This window comes from Halorubellus litoreus, assembly GCF_055378595.1.
This window is the reverse complement of sequence record NZ_AP043836.1, coordinates 3,111,530-3,135,033: the sequence shown is the minus strand read 5'-3', so window position 1 is coordinate 3,135,033 and position 23,504 is coordinate 3,111,530. Positions and strand designations below refer to the sequence as shown.

Annotated in this window: 24 protein-coding genes; 8 read left to right on the top strand and 16 right to left on the bottom strand. The window is 68.3% G+C overall.

The window, feature by feature from the left end:
- Nucleotides 1-15 precede the first annotated feature (15 nt).
- Nucleotides 16-753, bottom strand: a complete 738-nt coding sequence (locus ACZ48X_RS19815; protein WP_336350771.1) for a queuosine precursor transporter — start codon at nt 751-753, stop codon at nt 16-18.
- 224 nt (nt 754-977) lie between these two features.
- On the opposite strand from ACZ48X_RS19815, the gene ACZ48X_RS19810 reads away from it, so the two are divergent.
- On the top strand, nt 978-1,742 hold the full coding sequence (locus ACZ48X_RS19810; protein WP_336350772.1) for an enoyl-CoA hydratase/isomerase family protein: 765 nt from the start codon (nt 978-980) through the stop codon (nt 1,740-1,742).
- Between the two features lie 12 nt (nt 1,743-1,754).
- Here the strand turns inward: ACZ48X_RS19810 and ACZ48X_RS19805 are convergent, their stop codons facing one another.
- From ACZ48X_RS19805 to ACZ48X_RS19765, 9 genes are all read right to left on the bottom strand, one after another.
- On the bottom strand, nt 1,755-2,585 hold the full coding sequence (locus tag ACZ48X_RS19805) for an alpha/beta fold hydrolase (protein ID WP_336350773.1): 831 nt from the start codon (nt 2,583-2,585) through the stop codon (nt 1,755-1,757).
- A gap of 111 nt (nt 2,586-2,696) precedes the next feature.
- Complete coding sequence (locus tag ACZ48X_RS19800) at nt 2,697-4,325, bottom strand: long-chain-fatty-acid--CoA ligase (protein WP_336350774.1); 1,629 nt, start codon at nt 4,323-4,325, stop codon at nt 2,697-2,699.
- A 137-nt stretch (nt 4,326-4,462) separates the two neighbouring features.
- On the bottom strand, nt 4,463-5,335 hold the full coding sequence (locus ACZ48X_RS19795; RefSeq protein WP_336350775.1) for an amidohydrolase family protein: 873 nt from the start codon (nt 5,333-5,335) through the stop codon (nt 4,463-4,465).
- 155 nt (nt 5,336-5,490) lie between these two features.
- Nucleotides 5,491-6,249: a GIDE domain-containing protein gene (locus ACZ48X_RS19790; protein ID WP_336350776.1), complete on the bottom strand. Its 759-nt coding sequence runs from the start codon at nt 6,247-6,249 to the stop codon at nt 5,491-5,493.
- Between the two features lie 98 nt (nt 6,250-6,347).
- Nucleotides 6,348-7,196, bottom strand: a complete 849-nt coding sequence (locus tag ACZ48X_RS19785; RefSeq protein WP_336350777.1) for a GIDE domain-containing protein — start codon at nt 7,194-7,196, stop codon at nt 6,348-6,350.
- Nucleotides 7,197-7,295: 99 nt separating this feature from the next.
- Nucleotides 7,296-7,715, bottom strand: a complete 420-nt coding sequence (locus ACZ48X_RS19780) for a hypothetical protein (protein ID WP_336350778.1) — start codon at nt 7,713-7,715, stop codon at nt 7,296-7,298.
- Nucleotides 7,716-7,785: 70 nt separating this feature from the next.
- Entirely contained in the window at nt 7,786-8,631 is an 846-nt protein-coding gene (locus ACZ48X_RS19775; RefSeq protein WP_336350779.1) for a hypothetical protein, read from the bottom strand.
- A 167-nt stretch (nt 8,632-8,798) separates the two neighbouring features.
- On the bottom strand, nt 8,799-9,287 hold the full coding sequence (locus tag ACZ48X_RS19770) for a MaoC/PaaZ C-terminal domain-containing protein (protein WP_336350780.1): 489 nt from the start codon (nt 9,285-9,287) through the stop codon (nt 8,799-8,801).
- 51 nt (nt 9,288-9,338) lie between these two features.
- Entirely contained in the window at nt 9,339-9,929 is a 591-nt protein-coding gene (locus ACZ48X_RS19765; protein WP_336350781.1) for a DUF5518 domain-containing protein, read from the bottom strand.
- 283 nt (nt 9,930-10,212) lie between these two features.
- On the opposite strand from ACZ48X_RS19765, the gene ACZ48X_RS19760 reads away from it, so the two are divergent.
- Entirely contained in the window at nt 10,213-11,538 is a 1,326-nt protein-coding gene (locus ACZ48X_RS19760) for an RNA-guided endonuclease InsQ/TnpB family protein (protein WP_336350782.1), read from the top strand.
- A 19-nt stretch (nt 11,539-11,557) separates the two neighbouring features.
- On the opposite strand, the gene ACZ48X_RS19755 is transcribed toward ACZ48X_RS19760, so the two are convergent.
- On the bottom strand, nt 11,558-12,031 hold the full coding sequence (locus ACZ48X_RS19755) for a DUF5518 domain-containing protein (RefSeq protein WP_336350783.1): 474 nt from the start codon (nt 12,029-12,031) through the stop codon (nt 11,558-11,560).
- A gap of 189 nt (nt 12,032-12,220) precedes the next feature.
- Nucleotides 12,221-12,565 (bottom strand): hypothetical protein, encoded by a 345-nt coding sequence (locus ACZ48X_RS19750; protein WP_336350784.1) that lies wholly within the window; start codon nt 12,563-12,565, stop codon nt 12,221-12,223.
- Nucleotides 12,566-12,688: 123 nt separating this feature from the next.
- Between ACZ48X_RS19750 and ACZ48X_RS19745 the strand changes: the two genes are divergently transcribed.
- Nucleotides 12,689-13,891 carry a thiolase C-terminal domain-containing protein gene (locus tag ACZ48X_RS19745; protein WP_336350785.1) on the top strand — a complete coding sequence of 401 codons (1,203 nt, stop codon included), beginning with the start codon at nt 12,689-12,691 and terminating at the stop codon, nt 13,889-13,891.
- Complete coding sequence (locus ACZ48X_RS19740; protein ID WP_336350786.1) at nt 13,888-15,420, top strand: zinc ribbon domain-containing protein; 1,533 nt, start codon at nt 13,888-13,890, stop codon at nt 15,418-15,420. Before ACZ48X_RS19745 ends, ACZ48X_RS19740 begins: the two co-directional genes overlap by 4 nt.
- A 49-nt stretch (nt 15,421-15,469) precedes the next feature.
- Here the strand turns inward: ACZ48X_RS19740 and ACZ48X_RS19735 are convergent, their stop codons facing one another.
- The gene (locus tag ACZ48X_RS19735; RefSeq protein ID WP_336350787.1) at nt 15,470-15,904 is read right to left on the bottom strand and encodes a DUF6069 family protein; all 435 of its coding nucleotides are present in this window, start codon (nt 15,902-15,904) and stop codon (nt 15,470-15,472) included.
- 114 nt (nt 15,905-16,018) lie between these two features.
- On the opposite strand from ACZ48X_RS19735, the gene ACZ48X_RS19730 reads away from it, so the two are divergent.
- From ACZ48X_RS19730 to ACZ48X_RS19720, 3 genes are all read left to right on the top strand, one after another.
- Complete coding sequence (locus ACZ48X_RS19730) at nt 16,019-16,945, top strand: 3-hydroxyacyl-CoA dehydrogenase family protein (protein WP_336350788.1); 927 nt, start codon at nt 16,019-16,021, stop codon at nt 16,943-16,945.
- On the top strand, nt 16,936-17,748 hold the full coding sequence (locus ACZ48X_RS19725; protein ID WP_336350789.1) for an enoyl-CoA hydratase/isomerase family protein: 813 nt from the start codon (nt 16,936-16,938) through the stop codon (nt 17,746-17,748). Before ACZ48X_RS19730 ends, ACZ48X_RS19725 begins: the two co-directional genes overlap by 10 nt.
- A gap of 360 nt (nt 17,749-18,108) precedes the next feature.
- Nucleotides 18,109-19,860 (top strand): DUF7289 family protein, encoded by a 1,752-nt coding sequence (locus ACZ48X_RS19720; protein ID WP_418934294.1) that lies wholly within the window; start codon nt 18,109-18,111, stop codon nt 19,858-19,860.
- A 252-nt stretch (nt 19,861-20,112) separates the two neighbouring features.
- Here ACZ48X_RS19720 and ACZ48X_RS19715 read toward each other — a convergent pair whose 3' ends face one another.
- From ACZ48X_RS19715 to ACZ48X_RS19705, 3 genes are all read right to left on the bottom strand, one after another.
- On the bottom strand, nt 20,113-20,772 hold the full coding sequence (locus ACZ48X_RS19715) for a DUF6517 family protein (protein WP_336350791.1): 660 nt from the start codon (nt 20,770-20,772) through the stop codon (nt 20,113-20,115).
- 116 nt (nt 20,773-20,888) lie between these two features.
- A complete protein-coding gene (locus ACZ48X_RS19710; protein ID WP_336350792.1) occupies nt 20,889-22,391 on the bottom strand; it encodes a cysteine--tRNA ligase in 1,503 nt (500 codons plus the stop codon).
- A gap of 72 nt (nt 22,392-22,463) precedes the next feature.
- Nucleotides 22,464-22,988 carry a DUF7523 family protein gene (locus ACZ48X_RS19705; RefSeq protein WP_336350793.1) on the bottom strand — a complete coding sequence of 175 codons (525 nt, stop codon included), beginning with the start codon at nt 22,986-22,988 and terminating at the stop codon, nt 22,464-22,466.
- Between the two features lie 174 nt (nt 22,989-23,162).
- Between ACZ48X_RS19705 and ACZ48X_RS19700 the strand changes: the two genes are divergently transcribed.
- Entirely contained in the window at nt 23,163-23,504 is a 342-nt protein-coding gene (locus ACZ48X_RS19700; RefSeq protein ID WP_336350794.1) for an ArsR/SmtB family transcription factor, read from the top strand.

The following is a 23,504-nucleotide window of genomic DNA, read 5'->3' as shown; positions in this document are numbered from 1 at the left end:
TGGACGGCCGCTGGTCTATCGCGTCGCGGGTTCGGCCTGCGTGCTGCCGTCGCCGTATGCCTCGACGAGCGCGACGACCGCGTAGACGAACGGCGTGTCGACGAGTGCGACGAGGAGCTTGAAGACGTACTGGCCGACGATGAGCGAGAGGATGACGTTCGTCGGTGTGGCCCCGCCGGTGCCGAGGACGGCGGGCGCGATGGCGAACGCCACCGTCACGAAGATGACGGTGTCGAGGAACTGGCTCGTGGCGGTCGACCCGATGTTGCGGAGCCAGAGCTTCTCGCCGTCGGTGTAATCGCGGATGCGGTGGAAGACGTAGACGTCCCAGTTCTGGCTGACGACGTACGCGAGCAGCGACCCGAGGACGATGTTCGTGCTCGCGCCGAGGACGGTCGCGAACGTCGACGGGTCGATGGGCTGGTCGGGGAGCGCCGGCGCGTTGATCGTCGACCAGACCAGCAGGAGGACGACGAAGTTCATCGCGAACCCGACGTTCACCATCACGGTCGCCGCCTTGCGGCCGTAGAGTTCGGCGTAGCAGTCGCTCGCGAAGAACGTGAGGGCGTACGCGAGCGCCGCACCCGGGAGGATGATGGCGGCGCCGGTGACGGGGAGCGAGAGCGGGAGGCCGAACATGAGGAGTTTGCTTGCGGTGAGCTGTGCGGTCGCGAGTGCCGTGACGAAGAGTCCGATGAGCGCGACCTGTCCGATGGCGGCCGCGTCTCCGGCCCGAGGCGCCCGTGTTGCCATGTCGGATAGCCGTGCGCTCGGGAAGGTTTTGAGGGTTTCCATCCGGTACGGCCGAATCCGGTGAGAGCACCCCGTCGGTTCGTCGAGTCGTACCGAACGAGCCCTCGGGGGTGGTCGCGGTCTTCCTCGAAGGCTACCGGCGTGGTCCGGGCGCCGGTCGTCGGGACGGTGACTCCCGTGGTGACCCCCGAACAATTAAGCACCAATGGAGAGTTCAACGAGGTATGCGAGTAGCAGACGAAGACGGCGTGCGGACGATAACGTTCGACCGACCGGGGATGATGAACGCGATGGACATCGAGGTGGCGGAGGAACTCGCGGACGCGGTCGACGAGGCGTCCGTCGAGGAGCACGACGCGGTCGTCATCACGGGCGACGACCCGGCGTTCTCCGCGGGCGGGGACATCCAGGCGATGAAGCAACGCGAAGAGGGCCCCCACGAGGCCTACGAGCGCGTCGCGGACTCGTTCAACCGCGCGGCGGCGACGATCATGCAGTCGCAGGTGCCGGTGGTGGCGAAGGTGAACGGCGACTGCGTCGGTGCGGGCCTGGCCATCGTCGCGGCCGCGGACTTCGCGTACACCGTCCCGGACGCGACGTTCTCGTGTGCGTTCATCCGCATCGGTCTCATCCCGGACACGGGCGCGACGTTCACGCTCCCGAAGCTCCTCGGGCTCCGGACCGCGAAGCGACTGACGATGACCGGCGAGTTCTTCGACGGCGAGGAGGCCGAACGCATCGACCTCGTGAACGAGGCGGTCGACCCCGAGGACCTCGACGAGGCGGTCGACGCCATCTGCGGGAAGCTCGGCCGACGGCCGACGCGGACCGTCGGGATGACGAAGCAAGCGATCCACGAGAACCTCGACAACGACTGGCGGAAGGCCCTGGACTACGAGAACCACATGCAGGTGCAAGCGTACATGATGGACGAGCACGAGGAGGGCGTGGACGCGTTCCTCGAGGGCCGCGACCCCGAGTGGGACTGAACGACGGGGTATCTACGCGTCCGCGGTGAGGAACCGACGGATCGCGCCGTCGAACGCTTCGGGGTGTTCGATGACCGCGTCGTGCCCGACGCCGTCGAGGAGCGCGAGCCGGCCGTCCGGGAGGCGGCGGGTGGCGTCGCGGAACCCGCGCTCGTCGAAGAACGGGTCGTCGGTGCCGCCGACGACGAGCGTCGGGACGGGCACGTCGTGGAGGGCGTCCCGGCCGTCGTGCGCGAGACTGGCGTCGACGGACGCCGTGAAGTCGCTCGGATGCCTGGGAGTCGCGAGCAGGTCGTAGCCCGCGCTCCCCGCCTGGAGGAGTTTCGCGCGCAATCCGGTGGCGACGAGTCCGTACGCGTCCCGGTAGATCGGCCCCCAGCGTTCCCCTCTGGCGAGTGCACGCCAGCGCTGGAGCCTGGTCTCGCCCGCGGTCGACAGCTCGGTGCCGGCGAGGCCGAGTATCGCGCGGTCGACGCGGTCCGGGCGGTCCGCGGCGAGGTGCTGGACGACGAACCCGCCGAGCGACAGCCCCAGGAGGTCGACGCGCTCGACGCCCTCCGCGGTCGCGAGCGCGTCGAGCGCCGTCGCGTAGTGCCCGGCCATCTCGCGGGTCGTTCGCGCACCGGCGAGTCCCGGCGGTCGCGACAACATGTAGACCGTGCGGGCGTCCCGGTATCGACGCAGATAGAGCGCCATGAGTCCCGCGAACCAGCGGGCATCGCCGACGCGCTTCAATGGGTCGTTCAACCCGGGGACGACGACGAGGACGCCGTCGGCGTCGCCGCCACCCTGGACGCGAACGTACGAATGGCCGTGTATCGACCCGGTGGCGACGACTCCCATCACGCTCCCGGTAGCGAGCGCACGGAGAAAAGGCGGTCGACTTCCCCGCGTCCACGGCCGGTCGGCGACGACGCCGTCGTCGGCGAGGAGGACGAGGCGCTCGCGAGCGCGTCAGCCCTGGCCGACCATCGACTCCTCGCCGTCCCACTCCCGCTGCCGGAGCTCGTACTTCTGGACCTTCCCGGTCGCGGTCTCGGGGAGTTCCTCGACGAACTCGACGCGCGTGATCCGTTTGAAGCTCGCGACGCGGTCGGCGACGAAGTCCTTCAGGCCGTCCGCGTCCACGCTCGCGTCCGGAGCGAGCACCACGAACGCCTTCGGCGTCTCACCCCACCGGTCGCTCGGCGCGGGGATGACCGCGGCCTTGGACACCTCGGGGTGCTCGTAGAGGACGTCCTCGAGTTCGATGGTGGAGATGTTCTCGCCGCCGGAGATGATGATGTCCTTCTTGCGGTCCTGGATGGCGACGAACCCGTTCTCGTCCCACGTCGCCAGGTCGCCCATGTGGTAGTAGCCCTCGCGGCGTTCGCTGAACGCCTCCTCGGTCGCCTCTGGCTTGTTCCAGTACTTCTCCATCACCTGGTTCCCGCGGACGACGATCTCGCCGATGGTCGACCCGTCCCGCGGGACGTCCTCGCCGTCCTCGTCGACGACGCGGACTTCGGTTCCGAGGTACCCGATGCCCTGGCGTTTCATGAGGCCGAACCGCTCGTCGTCGGACTTGTCCGCGAAGTGCCGCGGCGCGTGCGAGGTCGTGATGAGCGGCCCGGTCTCGGTCGCGCCGTAGACGTGCATGAGCGTCCACCCGAACTCGCCCTCGACGGTGCGGAGCGTGGACTCCGGCGGGGCGGCGCCCGCGGTCGCGGCGCGCACGGGGTTCGCGCCCGTCGTCGCGACGTCGCCGTCGTGCTGGTCGTAGTAGTCCATGAGCATGTTCAGGACCGTGGGGGCCGCGCAGAGGTACGAGACGTCCTCGGTCTGGATGGCGTCGAAGACGTCGGCGGCGTCGACGCCGCGCGTGCAGACGTGCGTCGCGCCGTTGCCCGTGATGGAGTAGATGTGCCCCCAGCCGTTGACGTGGAACATCGGGAGCGTCCACAGGTAGACGTCGTCGTCCGATATCTCCTGGTGGGCGGTGACGAGGTACGAGTGGAGGGTCTCCGCCCGGTGCGTGCGGCAGACGCCCTTCGGGTCGCCCGTGGTGCCCGAGGTGTAGTTGATGGTGACGACGTCGTCCTCGGCCATCTCCGGGCGCTCGTAGTCGGCGCCGGCACCGTCGGCGTCGAGGCGTGCGTCGAGTTCGGTCTCGACGTCGCGCCAGTCGCCGTCGACGGCGTCCGGGTCGTCCGTCACGAACAACTCGGTGGGGACGTCGTCGCGGACGGCCTGTATCTTCTCGGCGTACTCGTGGTCCGCGTAGACGACGTCGACGCCGGCGTCCTCGAGGATGTACGCGTAGTCGTCGGGCGTGAGCCGGTAGTTCAGGGGCGTGTGGACGGCGCCGAGCTGCATGATTCCGTACGCGGCTTCGAGCTGGTAGTGCGTGTTCGGGTCGAGGACGGCGACGCGGTCGCCCTTCGCGACCCCTTCGGTCTGGAGGAACGCGGAGAACGCGTCGGCGCGCGCGCCGAGTTCGCGGTACGTGTAGCGGTCGCCCGTCGTCGCGACGACGGCCGTCTCGTCGGCGTAGTGCCGGCGGGCTCGGTCGAGGAAGTCCGTGACCAGTAGCGGCTTGTGCATCAACGATGATTACGTTCAGGGGCGTTCAATAATCCCGGGTTGATTCAATAGTTACCGGAATTCCGAGCCGAGCGAATCGTCGCCCGACGCCCCCTCTCTGCATATTCGTGACGCTTCCCGAAACAGTGACGCGTGCCTCAGAGCCCGAGGAACTCCTCGGCGTTCTCCCAGAGGAGCTTTCGCTGGACCTCCTCGCTGTACTCGAGGTTCGCGAACTGCTCCATCCACTTCTGGGGGTCGAGCATCGGGTAGTCGGTGCCGAACATCACCTTGTCCTTGAGGACGGTCTTCGCGTAGTGCAGGACCTGGTCGTCGATGTACTTCGGCATCCACCCGGAGAGGTCCATGTAGACGTTGCCCTTCTGCTGGCAGATGGCGAGTTGCTCCTTCTCCCAGGGGAACGCGGGGTGCGCGATGAGCATCTGGAGGTCGGGGTGGTCGGCGGCGACGTCGTCGAGCAGCATCGGGTTCCCGTACTTGATCTTCAGGCCACGGCCACCGGGCGCGCACGCGCCGAGCGTCGAGTTCCCGCCGTGGAAGACGCAGGGCACGCCGAGGTCCTCGATGGTGTTCCAGAGGTCCTCGTGCTCGGGGTCGCTCGGGTCGAACCCCTGCGCGATCTGCTGGAACTTGAACCCGGAGAGGTCGAGGTCCTCGACGCAGCGGATGGCTTCCTCGACGCAGTCGTCCTTCAGGGGGTCGACGCTCCCGAACCCGACGAAGAAGTCGTCGTGCTCGTCCCGAACCTCGGCGACGTAGTCGTTCGGGACCGGCGGATTCCCGGTGTTCGTCTCCGCGTCCCACCCGAGCAGGACCGCTTTCGCGATACCGGCGCGCTCGTACTCCTCGCGCATCTGCTCGTAGTCGTTCGGCACCATCTCCTTCCCGAAGCGCTCCGCGGCGTCCTGCATCATCTCGCCGCCGGCGGTGAACAGGAACTCCTCGGTCGGCTGGTGGGCGTGCGTGTCGATAGCCCGCGGTTCGTCCGCGAGCACGTCCGGGAGACTCATACGTTGGCCTGGTACTGCCACTCGCAAAAACGTACCCATCGCTGGACCCGCGACGGGTCGCGGTCAGAACGCGAGCGCGGCGAACGCGACGAGCGCGACGCCGACACGTCCGCAACGCCGACGCGTCGGCGACGACGCCCGCGTTGCCGTTGGACTCAGCCGACGAGGAACCAGTTCGCCGGAATCGCCGAGAGTCCCGCGACGACGAGAGCCACGCCCAGCAGGACGTAGAGCCGCCAGGGTCCGCCGCCCGCGTCGACGGCTTCGGGGGCGGCCGTGGAAACGACCGCGGGGCCGTCTCCGGTGACGACGAGGTCGCCGTCGCGGCGCTCGGCGGTGCCGAGGACGTACACCTCCTCGTCGGGCGTGACGAGGCCCTCGCTGTACCGGCGCGTGCCGTCCCTCCGCTCGGTATCGAGCACGTTCAGGTTCGACCCTCGCTGTTCGGGGATGCCGTCGGTCTTCGTCTCGAAGACCTTCACGGCTCGCGGCGGCGAGTCGTCGGGCGCGACCTCGTGTCGTTCCCGCATCCGGTCCGGGTCCACGGTGACGTCCGCGTCCTCCGAGAAGTCGATGGCGACGGTTCCGGTGTCGTCCTCGAGGACGAACGGCACGGCCTCGTGGCCGGTAGCGAGCGTCGACCACCGACTGCCGCTGTCGCTCTCTCGCCACTCCTCGACCGTCCACCCGGCGACGAGGTAGCTCCGCGCGGAGAACGGGGCGCGGTTCCCGGTGAAGTCGGGTTTGCGTGCGACGCCGTGCAGGGCGACGGGCCCGGGTTCGGTGAGCGCCTCGACGTCCGACACCGGCGTGTTCGACAGGGCTCGGGCCGTGACCCCGGACCGCCATCCGTACCCCGCGACGAGCGCACCGAGGACGACGGCCAGGCCAGCGACGGGCATAGGCACGGCCATACTTGGTTTCACTCCTGTCCGCCTGGACACAAGGTCGTTCCGGTTGCGGTCGGGTCGGCAGTACCGACGCGAGCGCGGCCGAGGACGGCCCGTCGCGGTCAGAACGCGAGCGCGGCGAACGCGACGAGTGCAACGCCGACGACCGCCGCGGGGAACGCGAACCCGGAGTGAACGAGGAGTTCGGTGCGGCCGCGGTCCGAGAGCACGAACGGCCCGGAGTCGCGAGCGACGACCGTTCGCTCGCTGCGGGCGTCGGTGTCGACGTCCACAGCCGTCCGGGTCACCTCGCCGAGCACGAAGACGTCGTCGCCGGGTTCGAGCGTCGCCTCCTCGTGCTCGCGCTCGCCGTCCTCGGCGCCGGGCGAGAACGGGACCTCGATGCTCTCCTGTTGGCCGCTCGCACCGGCGGCCTCGGCGGCGGTGACGTCGAACGACTTCGGCGTGTGCGCCTCGAACGACGAGAACGACACGACCGTCTCGCCGTCCGTGACGCTGTTCCCGAGCGTTCCGGTGGCCGCGACGCCAGCGGGTTCGTTCCTGACGTTCGCGCCCGCGTCGACGAGCACACGTCCCGTGTCGTCGCGAACGTAGAACGGCGTGGAGCGATACCCCGTGGAGACCTCCTCCCAGTTCTGGCTGAACGTCTGCCCGTCGTCGACGACGTCCGTCGGACTATCGGTGTGCTGGCGGTGCGTGCGGAACTCCTCGGTTCGCCAGGCCGCGACGACGGCGTCGTCGTCCTGGAACTCCGGGCGGACGACCGCGTCGTCGTCGACCAGTTCGACGGTGCCGGAGACCGCGACCCGGTCGCCCGGCTGGGCGTCGGCCGCGTCCACGACCGGCGTGCCTCTGATGAGCGAGAACATCGCGCGGCGGCGGAGCGCCCACGCGACGGCGAGGACGCCGACGCCCGCGATGGCGAGCCGAAGCCAGAGCGTGTACGCCATATCGTTCCAGAACTCACGCAGCCGTACAAAGTCCTGCCGGTCAGATAACTCGTTTCGCCGGGGTGAGCCAGTGACGCCGTTCGGGATTCCCGGAACCGGTCAGTCGGAGCCCTCGACGTCCGTGGACGAGGGATCTTCCTCGCCGCCAGTTCCGGCCTCGGCCGATTCGAGCGAGCGCGAGGCAGCCGAGAGCAAGAGTTCGACGACGAGGAACGCGCCCACGGCAGCCCAGAACTCGTCGAGGACGGTGCTCGTCGCGACGTGCGCGACGAGGACGACGACGAGCGCGGCCGCACACGCGCCGACGGCCCACGCGACGCCGTGCCAGCGCGCGTCGTGCTCCGGCCACGACCGCGAGTACGTCCGCGGCACCGACACCCCGAGAACGAACATCGTCAGGAACCCCAGTGACTCGTTCCCGACGAGGTCGGTGACGAAGTAGCCGGTTGGGATGGCGACCGCGATAGCGGTGACGACGACGACGAATCGCGTCGACGAGAGGTACGACCGAACGTCCATGCGCCGTACTCCCCGGCGCGGACGCAAAACGCTTCGCACTCGCTGTAACCCTGCTTCCAGGAGCGAACGATCAGAGGCCGACCGCGTAGAGCACGCTCGCGGCCATCACCATCGCACCGACCACCATCGCGGGGAGTCCGTACCGGGCTTTGCTCAGTAACTCGTCCTCGCTGCGCGTCGACAGGATGAACTCGTCGTCGCCGGCGGGCGTCACGACCGCGTCCTCGGGCCGCAGCCGTCGGTCGGGGTGCGCGTCCCCGTCCGTCGGTTCGACCGTCCCGAGGAGGTACACGCTATCACCGGGCTCGACGACGCCTTCGCTGTACTTGCGTTCGCCGTGCGCGTTCCCGAAGTCGATCGCGTTGAACATCGACCCCGTCTGCTCGTCGATACCGGGTGCGCGAAGCTCGAACTCCTCGACGCGCGCGGGCTTCGGGTCGTCGGGTGCGACCTGATGGCGGACGCCGAGCGTCTGGAAGTCGAGCGTCTTCCCGTCGACGGAGACGCTGTGGTCGAGGTCACCCAGCGAGACGTTCGACGTCCAACTGCTCGAATCGGCGTCGGCACCGGGTTCGACGCGTATCTCTGCACTTCCGTCGTCGACGCGGAACGGCACGGAGTCGTAGCCTTCGGCGATGGTCCGCCAATCGCTGTTGTCGCCGGTCTCGTCCCACTCCTCGACCTCCCAGCCGGCGGCGACGCAGGCCGTTCCGGAAAGTGGTGCCTGGAGTTTCGAGTTCCCGTCCGCTGCCTCGACGACCTCGCCCTTTACCTCGACGAGTCCGGGTTCGTCGACGTCGAGGATTCGCGACGTCGGCGTCCCCGCGATGGCCTGATGGTAGGCCCGACGCTTGTACCCCCACGTGGTCGCGAACCCACCGAGGACGAACGCGATGAGAGCTACTTCAATCGACATATCGCACACACGACGACAGAGTGACAAAAAACCAGACGGTTCGGTTCCCGTCCAACGGGTCGTAGCGCGAGGCGGGGGTCGTCGCCGGAATCGACGCTCAGGGCGAGTCGGGGTCGTCGCCGGAATCGACGCTCAGGGCGAGTCGGGGTCGTCGCCGGAATCGACGCTCAGGGCGAGTCAGGGTCGTCCTCGTACGCGGAACGCTTCTTGAACATGAACTTCATGTCGCCCTCGAGGAGGACCTCGTCGTCCTGATTCCACGTGGTGCCGTCGATGACGACGAGGCCGGCGTCCTCGCGGCTCTCGAAGTCCTGTTTGTCCGTCACCTCGAACTCGGCGTTGATGGTGTCGCCGATGGTGAGGGGGTTCGGGACGTCCATGTAGTTCATGCCGAGGAACGCGATGACGGTGCGTTCGACGAACCCGCAGCGCTGGACCATCCCGGTGGTGAGGATGAACGTCATCGGACCGTGCCCGATGCGTTCGCCGAACGGGCCGTCCTCGCTGTACTCTGCGTTCGTGTGGAGTTCCGTCCAGTCGTCGGCGAACATCGAGTGGAAGACGAAGTCCGATTCGGTGACGGTGCGTCCAGCGCTCTCGAACGTCTTCCCGACCTCCATGTCCTCGAAGTAGTGGGGTTCGTAGCTGTAAGCCATACCGGGCCTTCGCAGGGTGTCAGTAAAAACGATGGTGGTCGTCCGAGTGGGTCAGTACTCGGTTCGGTCGTCGCGCTCCCGAGCGAACGCGTCGTCGCGTTCGTCGTCGCCTTTGTCGTCGGCGTGGTCGTCGACGTGGTCGGGTTCGCCGTCGTGGGACCCGGTTCGCTCGGTCGGGCGCGGGGTGGTGTCGAACCGACGGTCGTCTCTCGCGGCGAGTTCCGCGCCGAGCCAGCCGCCGAGCGCGCTGAGCACGACGTGGTAGAGGACGGCGACGACGACGACGAACGCGACGACGATCCACGCGAACACCGGGAGGCCGAGCGCGACGCCGGGGCCGCCGCCGCTCGAGGCGACGAGACCGACCCAGCCGACGGTGAACAGGGACCCGACGAGGCCGATGACGAGGAGTGCGGGTATCGCGGCGAGCAGGCCGGCGAGCGCGCCGACGCGGATGCCGCGCCGCGAGACCGACCGCGTCGCGTCGCGTTCCCCGGCTTCGAGGTAGCCCGAGAGCGCGCCGCCGACGACGGGCACGAACGGAATCCAGCTGAAGACGACCATGACGACGGCGCCCAGGAGGGCGTTGACGAACCCGCTACGGGACCGGCCGGCGTCCGGGGTCGTCGAGTACTCGTTCATACACCTCCTACGACGGCGGAGATAGTAAACCAGTCCCCGCGTCTCACGGGCTGAGAACACTGTTTTGGTGCGTTCGGTCGTCGGTATCCGTCTCGGCGTACGCTCGGGCGGTCGTTTCAGCATAATTCAAGGTGGAGCCTCCGACCTCAAGGAGCGAGCGTAGCGAGCGAGTAGGTCGGAGAGGAAACCGACACGGGACGACACTACCTACGCTCGATGGGTGGCCGACTCCCCCACTGAATCGTCACTAATATAAAAACATAGGTCTACATCTGAAGTACGGATGGAGGTACGGCGCACTGTTCCGGTCAAACTCGACGTAACCGACAGCGACGCTGCCAGCCTCCACGAGACCATCTCCGAGTTCCTGTGGGCCGCAAACTACGTCGTCGACCACGCCTGGCAAGGCGAGTACAAGACCACGAGCAAAGCCGAACTCCAACGCGAAACCTACGACGACGTGCGAGCCGAGACGCGGCTCCAAGCGAATCTCGTCCAGAACGCCCGCAACAAGGCCGCCGACGCCGTCCAGAGCGTCGTCGCACGCTGGAAGCAAGGCGACCACGCGGGGAAACCACGGTTCACAGCCCCGACGCTCGTCTACGACAAGCGGTGCGCGACGTTCAACGACGACCACGCGACGCTCTCGACCGTCGACGAACGCATCACCGCCGAGTACGTTCTTCCCGACGAGAGCCGCGAGACGCCACACTCGGAGTATCTCTTCGACGACGACTACGAAGTGACGGGCGCGGAACTGCACTACCGCGACGGCGAGTTCTACCTTCACGTCCGAACAAAGGCGGACGTGGAGTTCGAGACTGCCGACGACGGCAACGACGAGCACAGCACAGTCCTCGGCGTTGACCTCGGCATCGAGAACGTCGCCGTCACATCCACAGGCGAGTTCTGGAGTGGGTCAGAGTTGAACCACTGGCACCGCGAGTTCGAGAAGCGACGCGGGTCGCTCCAACAGCGTGGCACGCGGGCTGCCCACGAAACCATCCAGTCGGTCGGACGTACCGAGACGGGACGCTACGACCACTTCTTACACACTGTCTCGAAGGAACTCGTCGCGGAAGCCGTCGAACACGACTGCGACGTGATAGCGTTCGAGAACCTGACTGGGATTCGTGAGCGGATGCCTCGCGCCAAGCAGTTCCACGCATGGGCGTTCCGACGCCTGTTCGAGTACGTCGAGTACAAGGCTGAGATAGTCGGTATCTCGATTGAAGAGGTGAATCCCGAGTACACCTCTCAACGGTGTTCGAAGTGCGGGACGACACTCCGAGAGAACCGCCAGACCCAAGAGCGGTTCTGTTGCCAGAAGTGTGGGTACGAAGTGAACGCCGACTACAACGCGGCGAAGAACATCGGTCTGAAGCAGCTCCGCTCGGCGCAAAAGTCGTCGAGCGGAGGCGCACCCGTAAACGTGCGCTTGAATCGCGGGACGTTGAACGTGAATGGCGATTACGAGCCTGCCGCTGACGGCGGCCAGAACGGGAGTCCACGCGAAAGCCCTACCCTCAACGAAGCGAACGGCGATAGCGCGGAACGAAGTTCCGCGGACCATTCGAGCGGGCCTTCGGCCCGCGAGAAGAAGCCGTGAGCGAGTAGGGTAGGGTAGTTTACAACTGGGTGTCGTCGAACTGGTCGTCGCGCGTTCGCTGACCGTAGCTGTCGCCGGTCGTCGACGGCTCCTGCGTGCGCTGGTACGCGACGACGCCGAGGTAGCCGCCGAGCGCGCCGAGCCCGAGCGTGTACGCGACGCCAGCGAGCCCGAAGAGGACGACGACGAACCCGAACGCGGCGGGGATGGCGCCGAGGAGCGTCACGCCGAGCGCGACGGTGAATATCGCCCAGAGGACGAGTACCGTCGGGAGCGAGAACAGGAAGCCGGCGAGTGCGCCAGCGAGTGCGCCGCGGCGCCCGTTCTCGCGGAGGAGCCACCCGGCGACGGCACCGCCGAGGAGCGGGGACCCGGGGACGAAGCCGGTGAGGAACGCGACGAGCGCGCCGACGACGCTGACGGCGGGGAGACTGGTGCCGGTGGCGTCTCGAAGCGGCTGGAGCGGGTCGTCGCGGGAAGAACCTGTTGACATACCGTGTGCTTCCGCGTTCTCGGTGAAAAGTGGTGGGTCGGGCGACGGCCGCGACGACACCTGCTAGCAGTCGATTCACGCGACGACCGCGACGACACCTGCTAGCAGTCGATTCACGCGACGACCGCGACGACACCCGCTAGCACTCGATTCACGCGACGACCGCGACGACACCCGCTAGCACTCGATTCACGCGACGACCGCGGCGACGCCGGCGAGCATGGACGCGCCGAACCCGAGGAGCGCGAAGACGCCAGTACCGGTGACGAGCGACAGGGTGCCGAGGAGGACGGCGAAGAACGCGGCGACGAGCCCGACGAAGAGCGTGCGATAGCGCGAGATGGTGCTGACACCGGCGAGCTGTGCGAGGACGGCGCTGACGACGGCGAGCGGGCCGACGCCGAGCAACAGGACGCTCCCGATGGAGCGCAGCGTCGCGCTCAACACGACCGCGAGCGCGAGCAGGCCGACCACCCAGAGCCCCAGGACGACCCGTCCCTCCAATCGTTCGTACTGCAGCAACCCGATCCCCATGCACTCTCGAACGGGATGAAATAATGTCAAGGTTCCTCTTCGGCCAGCGGTTCCCGGAGTCGTCCGACCGCTGCCGCGAGCGGTTCCCTGAATTATATGCGCGCCGCCAACGCAGGTCGGAGTATGCGCGATGCTTACGTGGTCGGTGCGGGCCAGTCCGACTTCGGCTCGTTCCCGGAGGAGAGCTACCGGTCGCTGTTCGCGACCGCGTACGAGGCTGCCGTCGAGTCCGTGGACGGCGAGTTCGACCCGGATGCGGTCGACGAGGCGGTTCTCGGGACGCTCGGCGTCGGCGGCCGCCAGATCGGGCTGTCGGGACCGGCGGTCACCGAGCACGTCGGGTTGCACGGCGTGCCGACGACGCGCGTGGAGAACGCGTGCGCGGCGTCGGGCTACGCGGTCCGGCAGGCGGTGCAAGCCGTGAAGTCGGGGATGGCGGACCTCGTGCTCGCTGGCGGGTACGAGGTGATGACGGACGCGTCCGGTGACGCGACGCGGTACTGGCTGGGCGTCTCGGGGGAGACGGAGTGGGAGCGATTGTCGGGGACGACGTTCGCTGGCGTGTACGCGCAGATGGCGAGCGCGCACGTCGCCGAGTACGGTACGGACCCCGACGCGCTATCGGAGGTCGCGGTGAAGAACCACAGTCACGGTGCGCTGAATCCCCACGCGCAGCTCGGGTTCGAGTGCACGCTCGAGGACGCGCGGGACGCGCCCGTCGTCGCGGACCCGCTCACGCTCTATCACTGCTGTCCGACGACGGACGGCGCGGCCGCAGTCCTCGTGGCGAGCGAGGACGTCGCGAGCGAACTCAGCGAGGACCCGGTCCGGGTCGCGGGCGTCGGTGCGGCGTCGGACGCGGTCGGGCTCTTCCAGCGGGACACGTACGCGGGGGTACCGGCGTCGGCGATGGCGGCAGAGCGTGCGTACGACCGCGCTGGCATCGACGCGGACGAGGCGGGCGCGGTCACCGACGCGCTGGACTTCGCGGAGGTCCACGACTGCTTCGCCATCGCGGAACTCATGGCGTACGCGGACCTCGGGTTCTGCGCCCCAGAGGACGCCGGGGCGTTCGTGGCGGACGGCCGGAGCGACCACGGTGGCGACGTGGTCGTGAACTCCTCCGGCGGCTTGAAGTCGAAGGGCCATCCCATCGGGGCGACCGGCGCGGGGCAGGTCGTGGAGGCGTACAAGCAACTTCGCGGGGAAGCGGGCGAGCGACAGGTCGCGGACGCCGCGCGCGGCGTGACGCATAACGTCGGCGGGAGTGGTGGTGCGGCCGTCGTGCACGTCCTGGAGCGGGCCACGGAGGTGAGCGCGCGATGAGCGACGAGTCGCCGAGCGTCGACGGTGGTGCGGCCGCGGGTGCGTCGAACGGGATCCGTGCAGTGGGTGCGTACGCCCCCCGGAATCGCCTGCCTGCGAGCGAGGTGGAGGCGGCGTGGGGGTCGGTGCAGGCGTCGGGCGTCGGCGAGAAGGCGGTGCCGGGTGCGGACGAGGACGCGCTGACGATGGCTCACGAGGCGGCGACGAACGCGCTGCACGCGGACGGAACGGACGCGAGTTCGATAGGGCTGCTGGCGTTCGCGTCCACAACGCCGCCCGTCGAGGAGGAGGACGTCTCGGTCCGGCTCGGGTCGACGCTCGGCGTCCCCGAGACCGCGCGCCACGAGTCCTTCGGTGGGAGTACGCGCGCCGGAACGCGCGCGCTCGCTGCGGGATTCGACGCCGACCTCGCCGACGGCGAACTGGCGCTCGTCGTCGCGAGCGACTGCCCCAAGGGCGAGCCAGCGGGCGAACGCGACCAGACCGCGGGCGCCGGTGCGGTGGCGTTCCTCGTCGTGAACGACGGCCCCGCGAAGGCGCTCGCTCGCGGCACGTACGCGCGCGCCAGTCCGGGAACGCGGTTCCGCGAGCGCGGGAGCGAGCGCGTCGACGGCCTCGGCGTCACGTCCTACGACCGGGCGACGTTCACGGAGACGCTCGCCGGCGCCGTCGACGACCTCGACGCCGGAGTTAGCGACGAAGACGCGGACGACGAGGCCGCGGGCGACGACGGCCTGGACGTGGACGCGGCGGCCGTGCAGGCGCCAGACGGCGCGATGCCGTACCGGACGACGGGCGCGCTCGGCGTGGATACGGAAGCGATACAGCGTGTCGCGACGGTCCACGACCTCGGCGATACCGGCGCGGCGAGCGCGCTCCTGGGGCTCGCGCGAGCGCTCGACGACCCGGACGTCGGGCGCGTGCTCGTCGCGGGATACGGGAGCGGCGCGGGCGCCGACGCGTTCGTCGTCGACACGACCGGCGCGGTGCCTGCGGCGCTCGTCCTGGAGCGCGACGACGAGCGCACGCTCTCGTACGCCGAGTACCTCCGCCTCCGCGACGAGGTCGTCCCGGAACCCCCAGAGGGCGGTGGTGCGTACGTGAGCGTGCCGTCGTGGCGGCGGACGCTCCCGCAGCGGCACCGCCTCGTCGCGGGGCGGTGCGGCGAGTGCGGGTCGTTCGCGTTCCCGCCGGAGGGTGCGTGCGGCGACTGCGGCGCGATGGCGGCGTACGAGGACGTCCAGTTGCCGGGGACGGGCCGGATCGAGGCGGCGACGACGATCTCGCAGGGCGGGGCGCCGCCGGAGTTCGCGCAGCAACAACAGCGCGACGGTGACTTCGACGTGGTCGTGGTCGCGTTCGACGCACCGACTGGCGACGGGACCGTGAGCGCGCCCGCGCAGGTGACCGACGCCGACGGTGGCGCCGTCGACGTCGGCGACGACATCGTCGCGACCGTCCGCCGGATCTACACGCAGGAAGGCGTCACGCGGTACGGGTTCAAGGTCCGACCCGCCGGGCGGCGCTGAACGCATCGACGACGCCTCCGTTCTCGGCACCGTCGTCGTCCCGAGAGCTTCAGACGAGAAGGTCGGGTGCGTCTCCGGGGACGACCGCGAGACAGATGGCGGCGACGACGACGTGCATCGTGACGAGCGCGAGCACGCCGAGTACCGTCGCGGCCGGGTCGAAGACGAGGAGCGCGAGGTCCGGAACGAACGAGACGGCGAGGACGGCGAGCGCGACGGTCCTGAACAGGTCGTCGCCGGCGTCGGTGCGCTGGTCGAGGAACGCGTACACCAGTCCCGCGCCGACGACGCCGAGTACCGTCAGGAAGACGATGGGGGCGACCGAGAGCGGTCGGAATCCCGGTGCGAACTCGAGCAGGAGGGCGACCGCGAGGACGAGGAGGTTCGCGGCGCTCGCCGCGACGGCCGCGGCGGCGACGCGGACGCGGAACGGCTTGCTGGCGACCCCTTCGACCGACGCTGCGACCGTCGACGACACAGACATACACCACCGTACGCGATGAGAGATGGTAACTGTTGGCGGTCCGGGGTCGGGGAGATGCCGGCAAGACGGCCAGAACGGGCAACGCTTACCTGCCAGGCCGTCGCGCGTTCTGGTATGCGAATCTGCGTACTCGGAGCTGGCACGATGGGTCACGGCATCGCGCAAGTGAGCGCGATGGCCGGCCACGACGTCGCGATGCGCGACATCGACGAGGACGTCCTCGCGGACGGCCTCGACGCCATCGCTGACAACCTCCAGGGTGGCGTCGACCGCGACAAGGTCACGCCCGACGAGAAGGAGGCGACGCTCGACCGCATCGCGACGACCACCGACCTCGACGCCGCGGCGGCGGACGCGGACCTCGTCGTCGAAGCGGTTCCCGAGAGCATGGACCTCAAGCAGTCGACGTTCGAGGACGTCGAGGCGGTCGTCGACGACGACGCCATCGTCGCGTCGAACACGTCCTCGCTCTCGGTCACCGAGATAGCGAGCGTCCTCGACGACCCGTCGCGCGCCGTCGGCCTGCACTTCTTCAATCCCGTGCACATCATGGGGCTCGTCGAGGTCGTCGTCCCAGAGCAGGCCAGCGAGCGCACCGTGCGGTTCGCGACGGACTTCGCGGAGGACCTCGACAAGGAAGCGGTCGTCGTCCGGGACTCCGCGGGGTTCGCGACGTCGCGGCTCGGCGTCACGCTCGGCGTGGAGGCGATGCGGATGGTCGAGGAAGGGGTCGCGAGCCCGCGCGACATCGACACGGCGATGGAGCTCGGGTACAACCACCCGATGGGCCCCATCGAGCTCGGTGACGTCGTCGGCCTGGACGTCCGCCTGGACATCCTCGAGCACCTCCGCGAGGAGCTCGGCGAGCGCTTCAAGCCGCCGCAGAGCCTCCGGCGGAAGGTCCGCGCCGGGAAGCTCGGGAAGAAGACCGGCGAAGGGTTCTACGTCTGGGAGGACGGCGAGATCGTGGGCGTGAGCGAGGACGCCGCCGCGGTCGGCCAGGGCGACCGGGACGACGAGGAGGGACCGATATGGGAGTAATCGAGACCGCGAGCGAGTGCGACCTCGTCTCGGCGTCGGTCGGCGAGCACGCCGAGTACGTCGCGACCGTGACGCTCGAACGCCCCGACAAGCGGAACGCGCTGAACGCGCAGGTCCGTCGGGAACTCAAGGACGTCCTGGACGCGGTCGAGGACGACGACGACGTGCGCGTCGTCGTGCTCACGGGGTCCGACGAGTCGTCCGCGTTCGTCGCGGGCGCGGACGTGTCGGAGCTCCGCGAGCGGAACGCGGTCGAGCAGCGCGAGGCGTCGAAGCGCCCGCGCGTGTACGAGTACGTCGACGACCTGGAGAAACCGGTCGTCGCGCGCATCAACGGACACTGTCTCGGTGGCGGGAACGAACTGGCGCTCGGGTGTGACGTCCGCATCGCGAGCGCGGACGCGAAGCTCGGCCAGCCGGAGATCAACCTCGGCATCATGCCGGGCGGGGGTGCCACCCAGCGGCTCCCGCGGCTCGTCGGTGAGGGACAGGCGATGCGCTTGATACTCTCGGGCGAACTCGTCGACGCCGAGGAGGCTGCTGACATCGGACTCGTGGACGAGGTCTGCGAGCCCGAGGCGTTGGACGAGCGCGTGTACGAGCTCGCCGGGCGGATGGCCGAGAAGAGTCCGCTCGCGCTGGAACTCGCGAAGGACGCGGTGAAGGCCGGGTCGCGCATGGACCTCGAACAGGGTATCGAGTACGAGGCCGAGCTGTTCGCGCTCCTGTTCTCGTCGGCTGACAAGGACGAGGGCATCGACGCGTTCTTCGAGGACCGGGACCCCGAGTGGACCGGATACTGACCGGTTCCTGCCGTTCAGGCACCGATTGAAGACGCGTTGTCGTCGTCAAGCACCCATTTCTATCCGTCTGCTTTACAATTCAGGCCTTGAATCCTTCGGCCGCAGTTTCCAATAGCGATATCCACAGGCTAAGCAAAGCCGAGAACGGCTTTAGAGCCATTTCAAAAATCCTTCTACGCCAGATATCGTAGTACTATCCAACTAGAACACTATTTTTTCTTTGGTTCCAACGCACCTTTACGTCATACATTTGGTAAGGGACGCTTTCTAGGGGAGTAATGAAACGTCGATCCCCTCGGGGCAGGGATACGGACGTCAGTCGTCGCGAGGTGGCTCGCTGTGGCGACTGACGAGCGGAGAATGGTGACCATACGCGACGACGACGACGGGGCATCCTCCGTTCTCGCCGTGGTCCTAATGATGGGTTTCGTCGCCGCGGCGTCGGTCTCGCTGTTCGTCGTCGGGACCGCGACCGTCGACCAGACCAGAGACACCGCGCAAGAGAATCAGGTCGAGAACACGTTCCGACAGTTCAACAAGGACGTCTCCAGCGTCGCGTTCGGCCGCCAGAAGTACCGGTCGATGGAGTTCGACATCCAGGACCAGACTGCCGCGTTCCGCCAGGAGAACACGGGCCAGATCCGCGTGGTCGTCGACGGCACCGAGATCGTGAACAAACAGGTCGGGTCGCTCGTCTACGAGAAGAGCGGTGAGACCATCGCGTACCAGGCGGGCGGCGTCTGGCGCGGTACCGGCGAGGAGTCTCGGATGGTGTCGCGACCCCCGGTCGAGTACCAGAACGGCTCGCTCACGTTCCCGATACCCGCGCTCGACGGCGACGAATCCGTGCAGGCCGGGCAGGTCGACATCAACAAGATGAAGACCGAATCCCCGATCAACAACGTCGGGTTCGTCGAAGGGAAACTCGTCACGCTCTACATCACGAGCAAGTACTACCAGGGCTGGGCGCAGTACTTCCGCACGCAGACGAACGACGTCGCCGTCGAGGTCGACCACTCGCCGGCCGGCGACGTGGGGACGGTGAAGGTGAAACTCGGAAAACCGGTCGCGAACGGCGACTTCGAGGACGGCGTCATGGCGACCGGTGGCGATGACGGCGACATCTCCATGGGTAACGGGGACCCCGGCATCAACGGTCCCGTTGCCGCAACCGGCGACATCGACGACCCCGGTAACGACATCTCAGGAACGAAGACCCCGAACAAGGAGTCGGACCTCTACGAGCTCGACGAAGCTATCGACCGGAAGGTCGACGAGGTGTCATCCGACGGCTCGGTCATCACCGTCAACCCCGAGAGCGGTGGCGCGTCGCTCGGCGGCGGGAACACGTACTACGACCCGAACGGGTTCTCGCTCAGCGACAGCGGCGACGACATCGTCGTCGACCTCTCCAGTGGGAACGTGACGCTCGTCGTCGACGGCGACATGGAACTCACCGACGGCGACATCAAGGTCAAGAACGCCGGCGGCACCGACTACGCGTTCCGAATCTACTCGACCGGTGACTTCGGGATGAAGAACGCGTTCGCGGGCGACTACCGCGATGAGACCTCGGGTCACTCCGCGTCGAGCGCACAGCACTTCCAAGTGTACGGGACCAGCGAGATGCTCGTCGGCCTTCAGGGCGGGAGCACGCGATTCGTCGGCACCATCTACGCCCCGCGGAACGAACCGGCTCTCGAAGACGACGAAGGCAACCACGCGCTCCCCAGTAGCGAGGATGACTGCGAGGGCTGGGACGTCTGCGTCTACAAGGGCAGTTCCGCCGTGAAGGGCGCGATCGTCGCCGGCCCGACGAAGTTCGAGCAGAGCGCGGGCATGACCTACGATACCTCCCTTACCGACATCCAGCCGACGCTGGAGCTCGACGACGGCGTGCTGCCGCCGCCGATCACGTTCCTGAAGGTGAGCGTGCACACGGTCGGCGTGAACAACAGCGGTGCAGGCAATCTCGCGCCGGCTGGCGGTCTCGGTGCGTCTGCGAGCGTCGCGTCGCCGCCGACGACCGCGACCGGGTTCGCGACGGTCACTGCACCCTCGGGCGTGGTGGCCGCGCCGGCCGTGCGCGCGGAGACCGGTTTCGACCGCTGACGGCACACGGAGTCGCCCCTTCCCGCAGTCGCCCTGTTCTTCCGTCCGCTGTACGCGCCGTGAGCGCTGCTATCGTATCGGCGCCCGTAGCGCCAGCACGCGCCAGGACCACGGCGCGCGCATCGCCGGCATCGGACGCCCCGTCGCGCATCGCGCTCGCCGAACGGCACTCCTCGTCGCGGTGGGTGAGCGAGCGAGTGCGGCCGCTATCGGTCGGGTGCGCTGTCGGAGAAGTGAGTGAACGCGGTTCGCTTACTCGTCGGTCGCGTTCGTCGGGTGCTCGATGTTCCGCATGAGTTCCTTGACGGTCTCGTACTCGCCGTCCATCGCCTGCGGGTACACCGCCATCGTGACGACGTAGTCGCCCTCGTGCTTCACGGGTTCGCTGACGACGACGTAGACGTCGACGTCCTGGCCGTTGAACGTCGCAGTGCCCTCGAACTGCGAGACGTTCGTGGACTCACCGGCGACCGCGACGGTGGTCTTGTCGACCTCCTCGCCGACCGTGAGGCCCTGGTACTGGCCCTGCATGCGCTTCGCGAAGTCCTTCGTGCTGAGTTTCGAGAGCGGGTTGAACGACTGACCGAACACGCTCACCTCGGGGGACGTGAACGTCGCGAACACCGCCGCCTTCTGGTCGGCGAGCGGCCCGATGCCGACGGTCTTGTGGTACTCGACCGCCCAGTTCGTCACCTTCACCGTGCGTTCCTGGTCGGCCGCGCTGAACGTCCGGTTGACGCTCAGGTCGCGCGTCTCCGCTTTCTCGTAGTCACTGCTGCTGGCGGTGTCCTCGGCGACGATAGCGGGGGACGCCTCGACCGACGTCGTCCCAGAGAGGAAGCCCAGGCAGCCGGCCGTCGCGAGCGTCACGGCGAGCGCAAGCGCGACCAGCGTGCGGTTATCGAGTTGCATACCCGACTGGAACCGGTCACGAACCATAAAACACCCGTCAACGGGATTCGGTCGAGTAGCTGCCGGCGGCGACCTGCCGGACCGCGTCGGGACCGATGCTCGTCGTCAATCGGTAGTCAGAGCCGGTACGTGGGGCCGTCGTCGGTGTCCTGGACCTCGACGCCGAGCGCCACCAGTTCGTCGCGGAGTTCGTCGGCGCGCTCGTAGTTCCCTGCCTCGCGTTCGGCCTCGCGGACCCGGAGGACGAGGTCGACGACCTCGCCCGCGACCTCGGCGTCGCCGTCGGGCGTGGCGTCGAACGCGAATCCGAGGACGTCCCCGCCGAGTTCCTCGTACGCGTCGACGGCGTCGTGGAGCGCGCGGTAATCGTACGTCTCGCGGTCGTCGACGTGCCGGTTCACGGCCGCGGTGAGGTCCATGAGCGCGGTCACCGCCTGCCGCGTGTTGAAGTCGTCGTTCATCCCGGCCGCGAAGTCCTCGCGAGCGCTCGCGACGGCGTCCCGGAGGGCCTCGTCGGTGACCTTCGTCCGCGCCGCTTCGCTGTCGCACGCCTCGACGGCGGTCTCGTACCCGCGCTCCAGGCGCTCGAAGCGCTCCTCGGCCTCCGCGAGCGTCTCCTCGCTGTACACCGCCTCGTTGTGGTACGCCGTCGAGACGAGGAACGACCGGAGGACGTTCCCACCGACGGCGTCGAGTGCGTCGCCGACCGACCAGTAGTTCCCGAGACTGCTGCTCATCTTCTCGCCTTTCGTCTGGAGGAGGCGGACGTGCAGCCAGTAGTTCGCGAACCGCTCGCCGGTCGCCGCCTCGCTCTGCGCGATCTCGTTCTCGTGATGCGGGAAGACGAGGTCCTGGCCGCCGACGTGCACGTCGATGGTCGAATCGAGGTGGGTCATGCTCATCGCCGAGCATTCGATGTGCCAGCCCGGTCGGCCCTCGCCCCACGGCGACTCCCAGGTCTGTCCCGACGGCAGGTCGGCGTCCGCATCGCCGTCGCCCGCGTGCGGGTGGTCGTCGTGGCGGTGCTCGCGGACCGCGTCCGCGCTCACGCCGTCGGCCTTCCAGAGCGCGAAGTCCGCCGGATGCCGTTTCTCCGCGAGCTCGTCGGGCTCGCCTTGCTCCTCGATGTCCTCGACCTGCTGGTTCGAGAGCTTCCCGTACTCCTCGAAGCTCGTCACGTCGAAGTACACCGAGCCGTTCGCCTCGTACGCGTACCCCTTCTCGACGAGCGTCTCCACGAGGTCGACGATCTCGGGGACGTGCTCGCTGACGCGCGGGTACACCTCGGCCCGCTTGAGGTTGAGGGCGCGCATCTCCGCGAGGAGCTCCTGGATGTAGTGACTCGCGACCGCGGCCTCGTCGTCGCCGAGGTCGGGGTCGCCGGCGCGTGCGACGATCTTCTCGTTGACGTCCGTGAAGTTCTCGACGTGCCGGACGTCGTAGCCCTCGTGTTCGAGCCAGCGGTGCATGACGTCGGCGGCCACCCAGAGGCGCGCGTGCCCGAGGTGCGCGGGGTCGCTGGTCGTGAGCCCGCAGACGTAGAGCAGGACCTCCTCGGGGTCCTGGGGCTCGAAGACCTCGCGGTCGCCCGTCAACGTGTTCGAGACGTGCAGGGTCATTGCCCGCCTCTACCCCGGGAGCGAAAGAAAAAGCCTCGGTCTCGCCCGCTGGGAGTGGTTTCGTCAGAGCGGTCAGCGGCGGTCGGTTCTCGCGGGCCCGCTGGGGACGGCGTCGAACGCGCGTTCGACGGCGCGGAGGGCGTTCGCGGCGTCGAGTCGCGGGACGACGACGACGAGGGCGTCGTCGGCGTGCGCGAGTGCGTCGACGGCGACGTCGTCGACGGCGAGCGCGTCGAGGGCGGCGCGGACGCCGTGGAGGTCGACCTCGCCGGTCGCGAGGACGGCGGTCTTCCCGTCGTCCGCGGCGGCGAACGCGGTGCCGGAGACGGCGAGGAGGACCTCGCGCGCGTCGGCGTTCGCGGGGTCGGGGAGCCGGCCGACGCCGCGTTCCATCGTCACGCGGACCTCCCGTGCGGCCGGGTCGCGGTCGGGGAGGTCGTCGGCGAACCGCCTGAGGCCGGTCGCGACCGCGTCCGGGTCGCCGTCGACGTCGAGGAAGCGAGCGGCGGCGGAGTAGTTCGCGACGCCCGCGCGGAGGGCGTCGACGAGGAACGGGTGCTCGCGGGCGGCGTCGCGAGTGCGTTCGGCGAGACTCATGCTCGAACGCCCGTCCGCCGGCGAGAAAAGTACCGCGGTCGCCCGCGTCGACCGGTGTGGGTTCCCCGGAGCGCTCGTTCGCGTCGACGCGACCGCCGGGTCGCGGTATGGGTCGGTTTCTCGGTTGGAAGCCGACGACCGCGATTTAAGTCAATCCGGTGGGACGATGCGGGTGTGCCGGAGGACGTCGACGTGCGGACGGTCGTCGGGCTGCTCGACGACGACTACGCCAGAGACATCCTCGCGGCAGCGAGCGAGGAGACGCGCTCCGCGAAGGAGCTGGCCGAGGCCATCGACGCGTCGCTCCCGACGGTGTACCGGCGCGTCGACGACCTCGTCGACGCCGGCCTGCTCGCGGAGGAGACCGAACTGCGGAGCGACGGCAACCACCACAGCGTGTACGTCACGACGCTCTCGCGCGTCGAACTGGCGCTCTCAGAGGGGACATTCGAGATGCAACTTGAAACGAAGACGGACGTCGCGGACAGGTTCACGGACATGTTCGAGCGCCTCTAA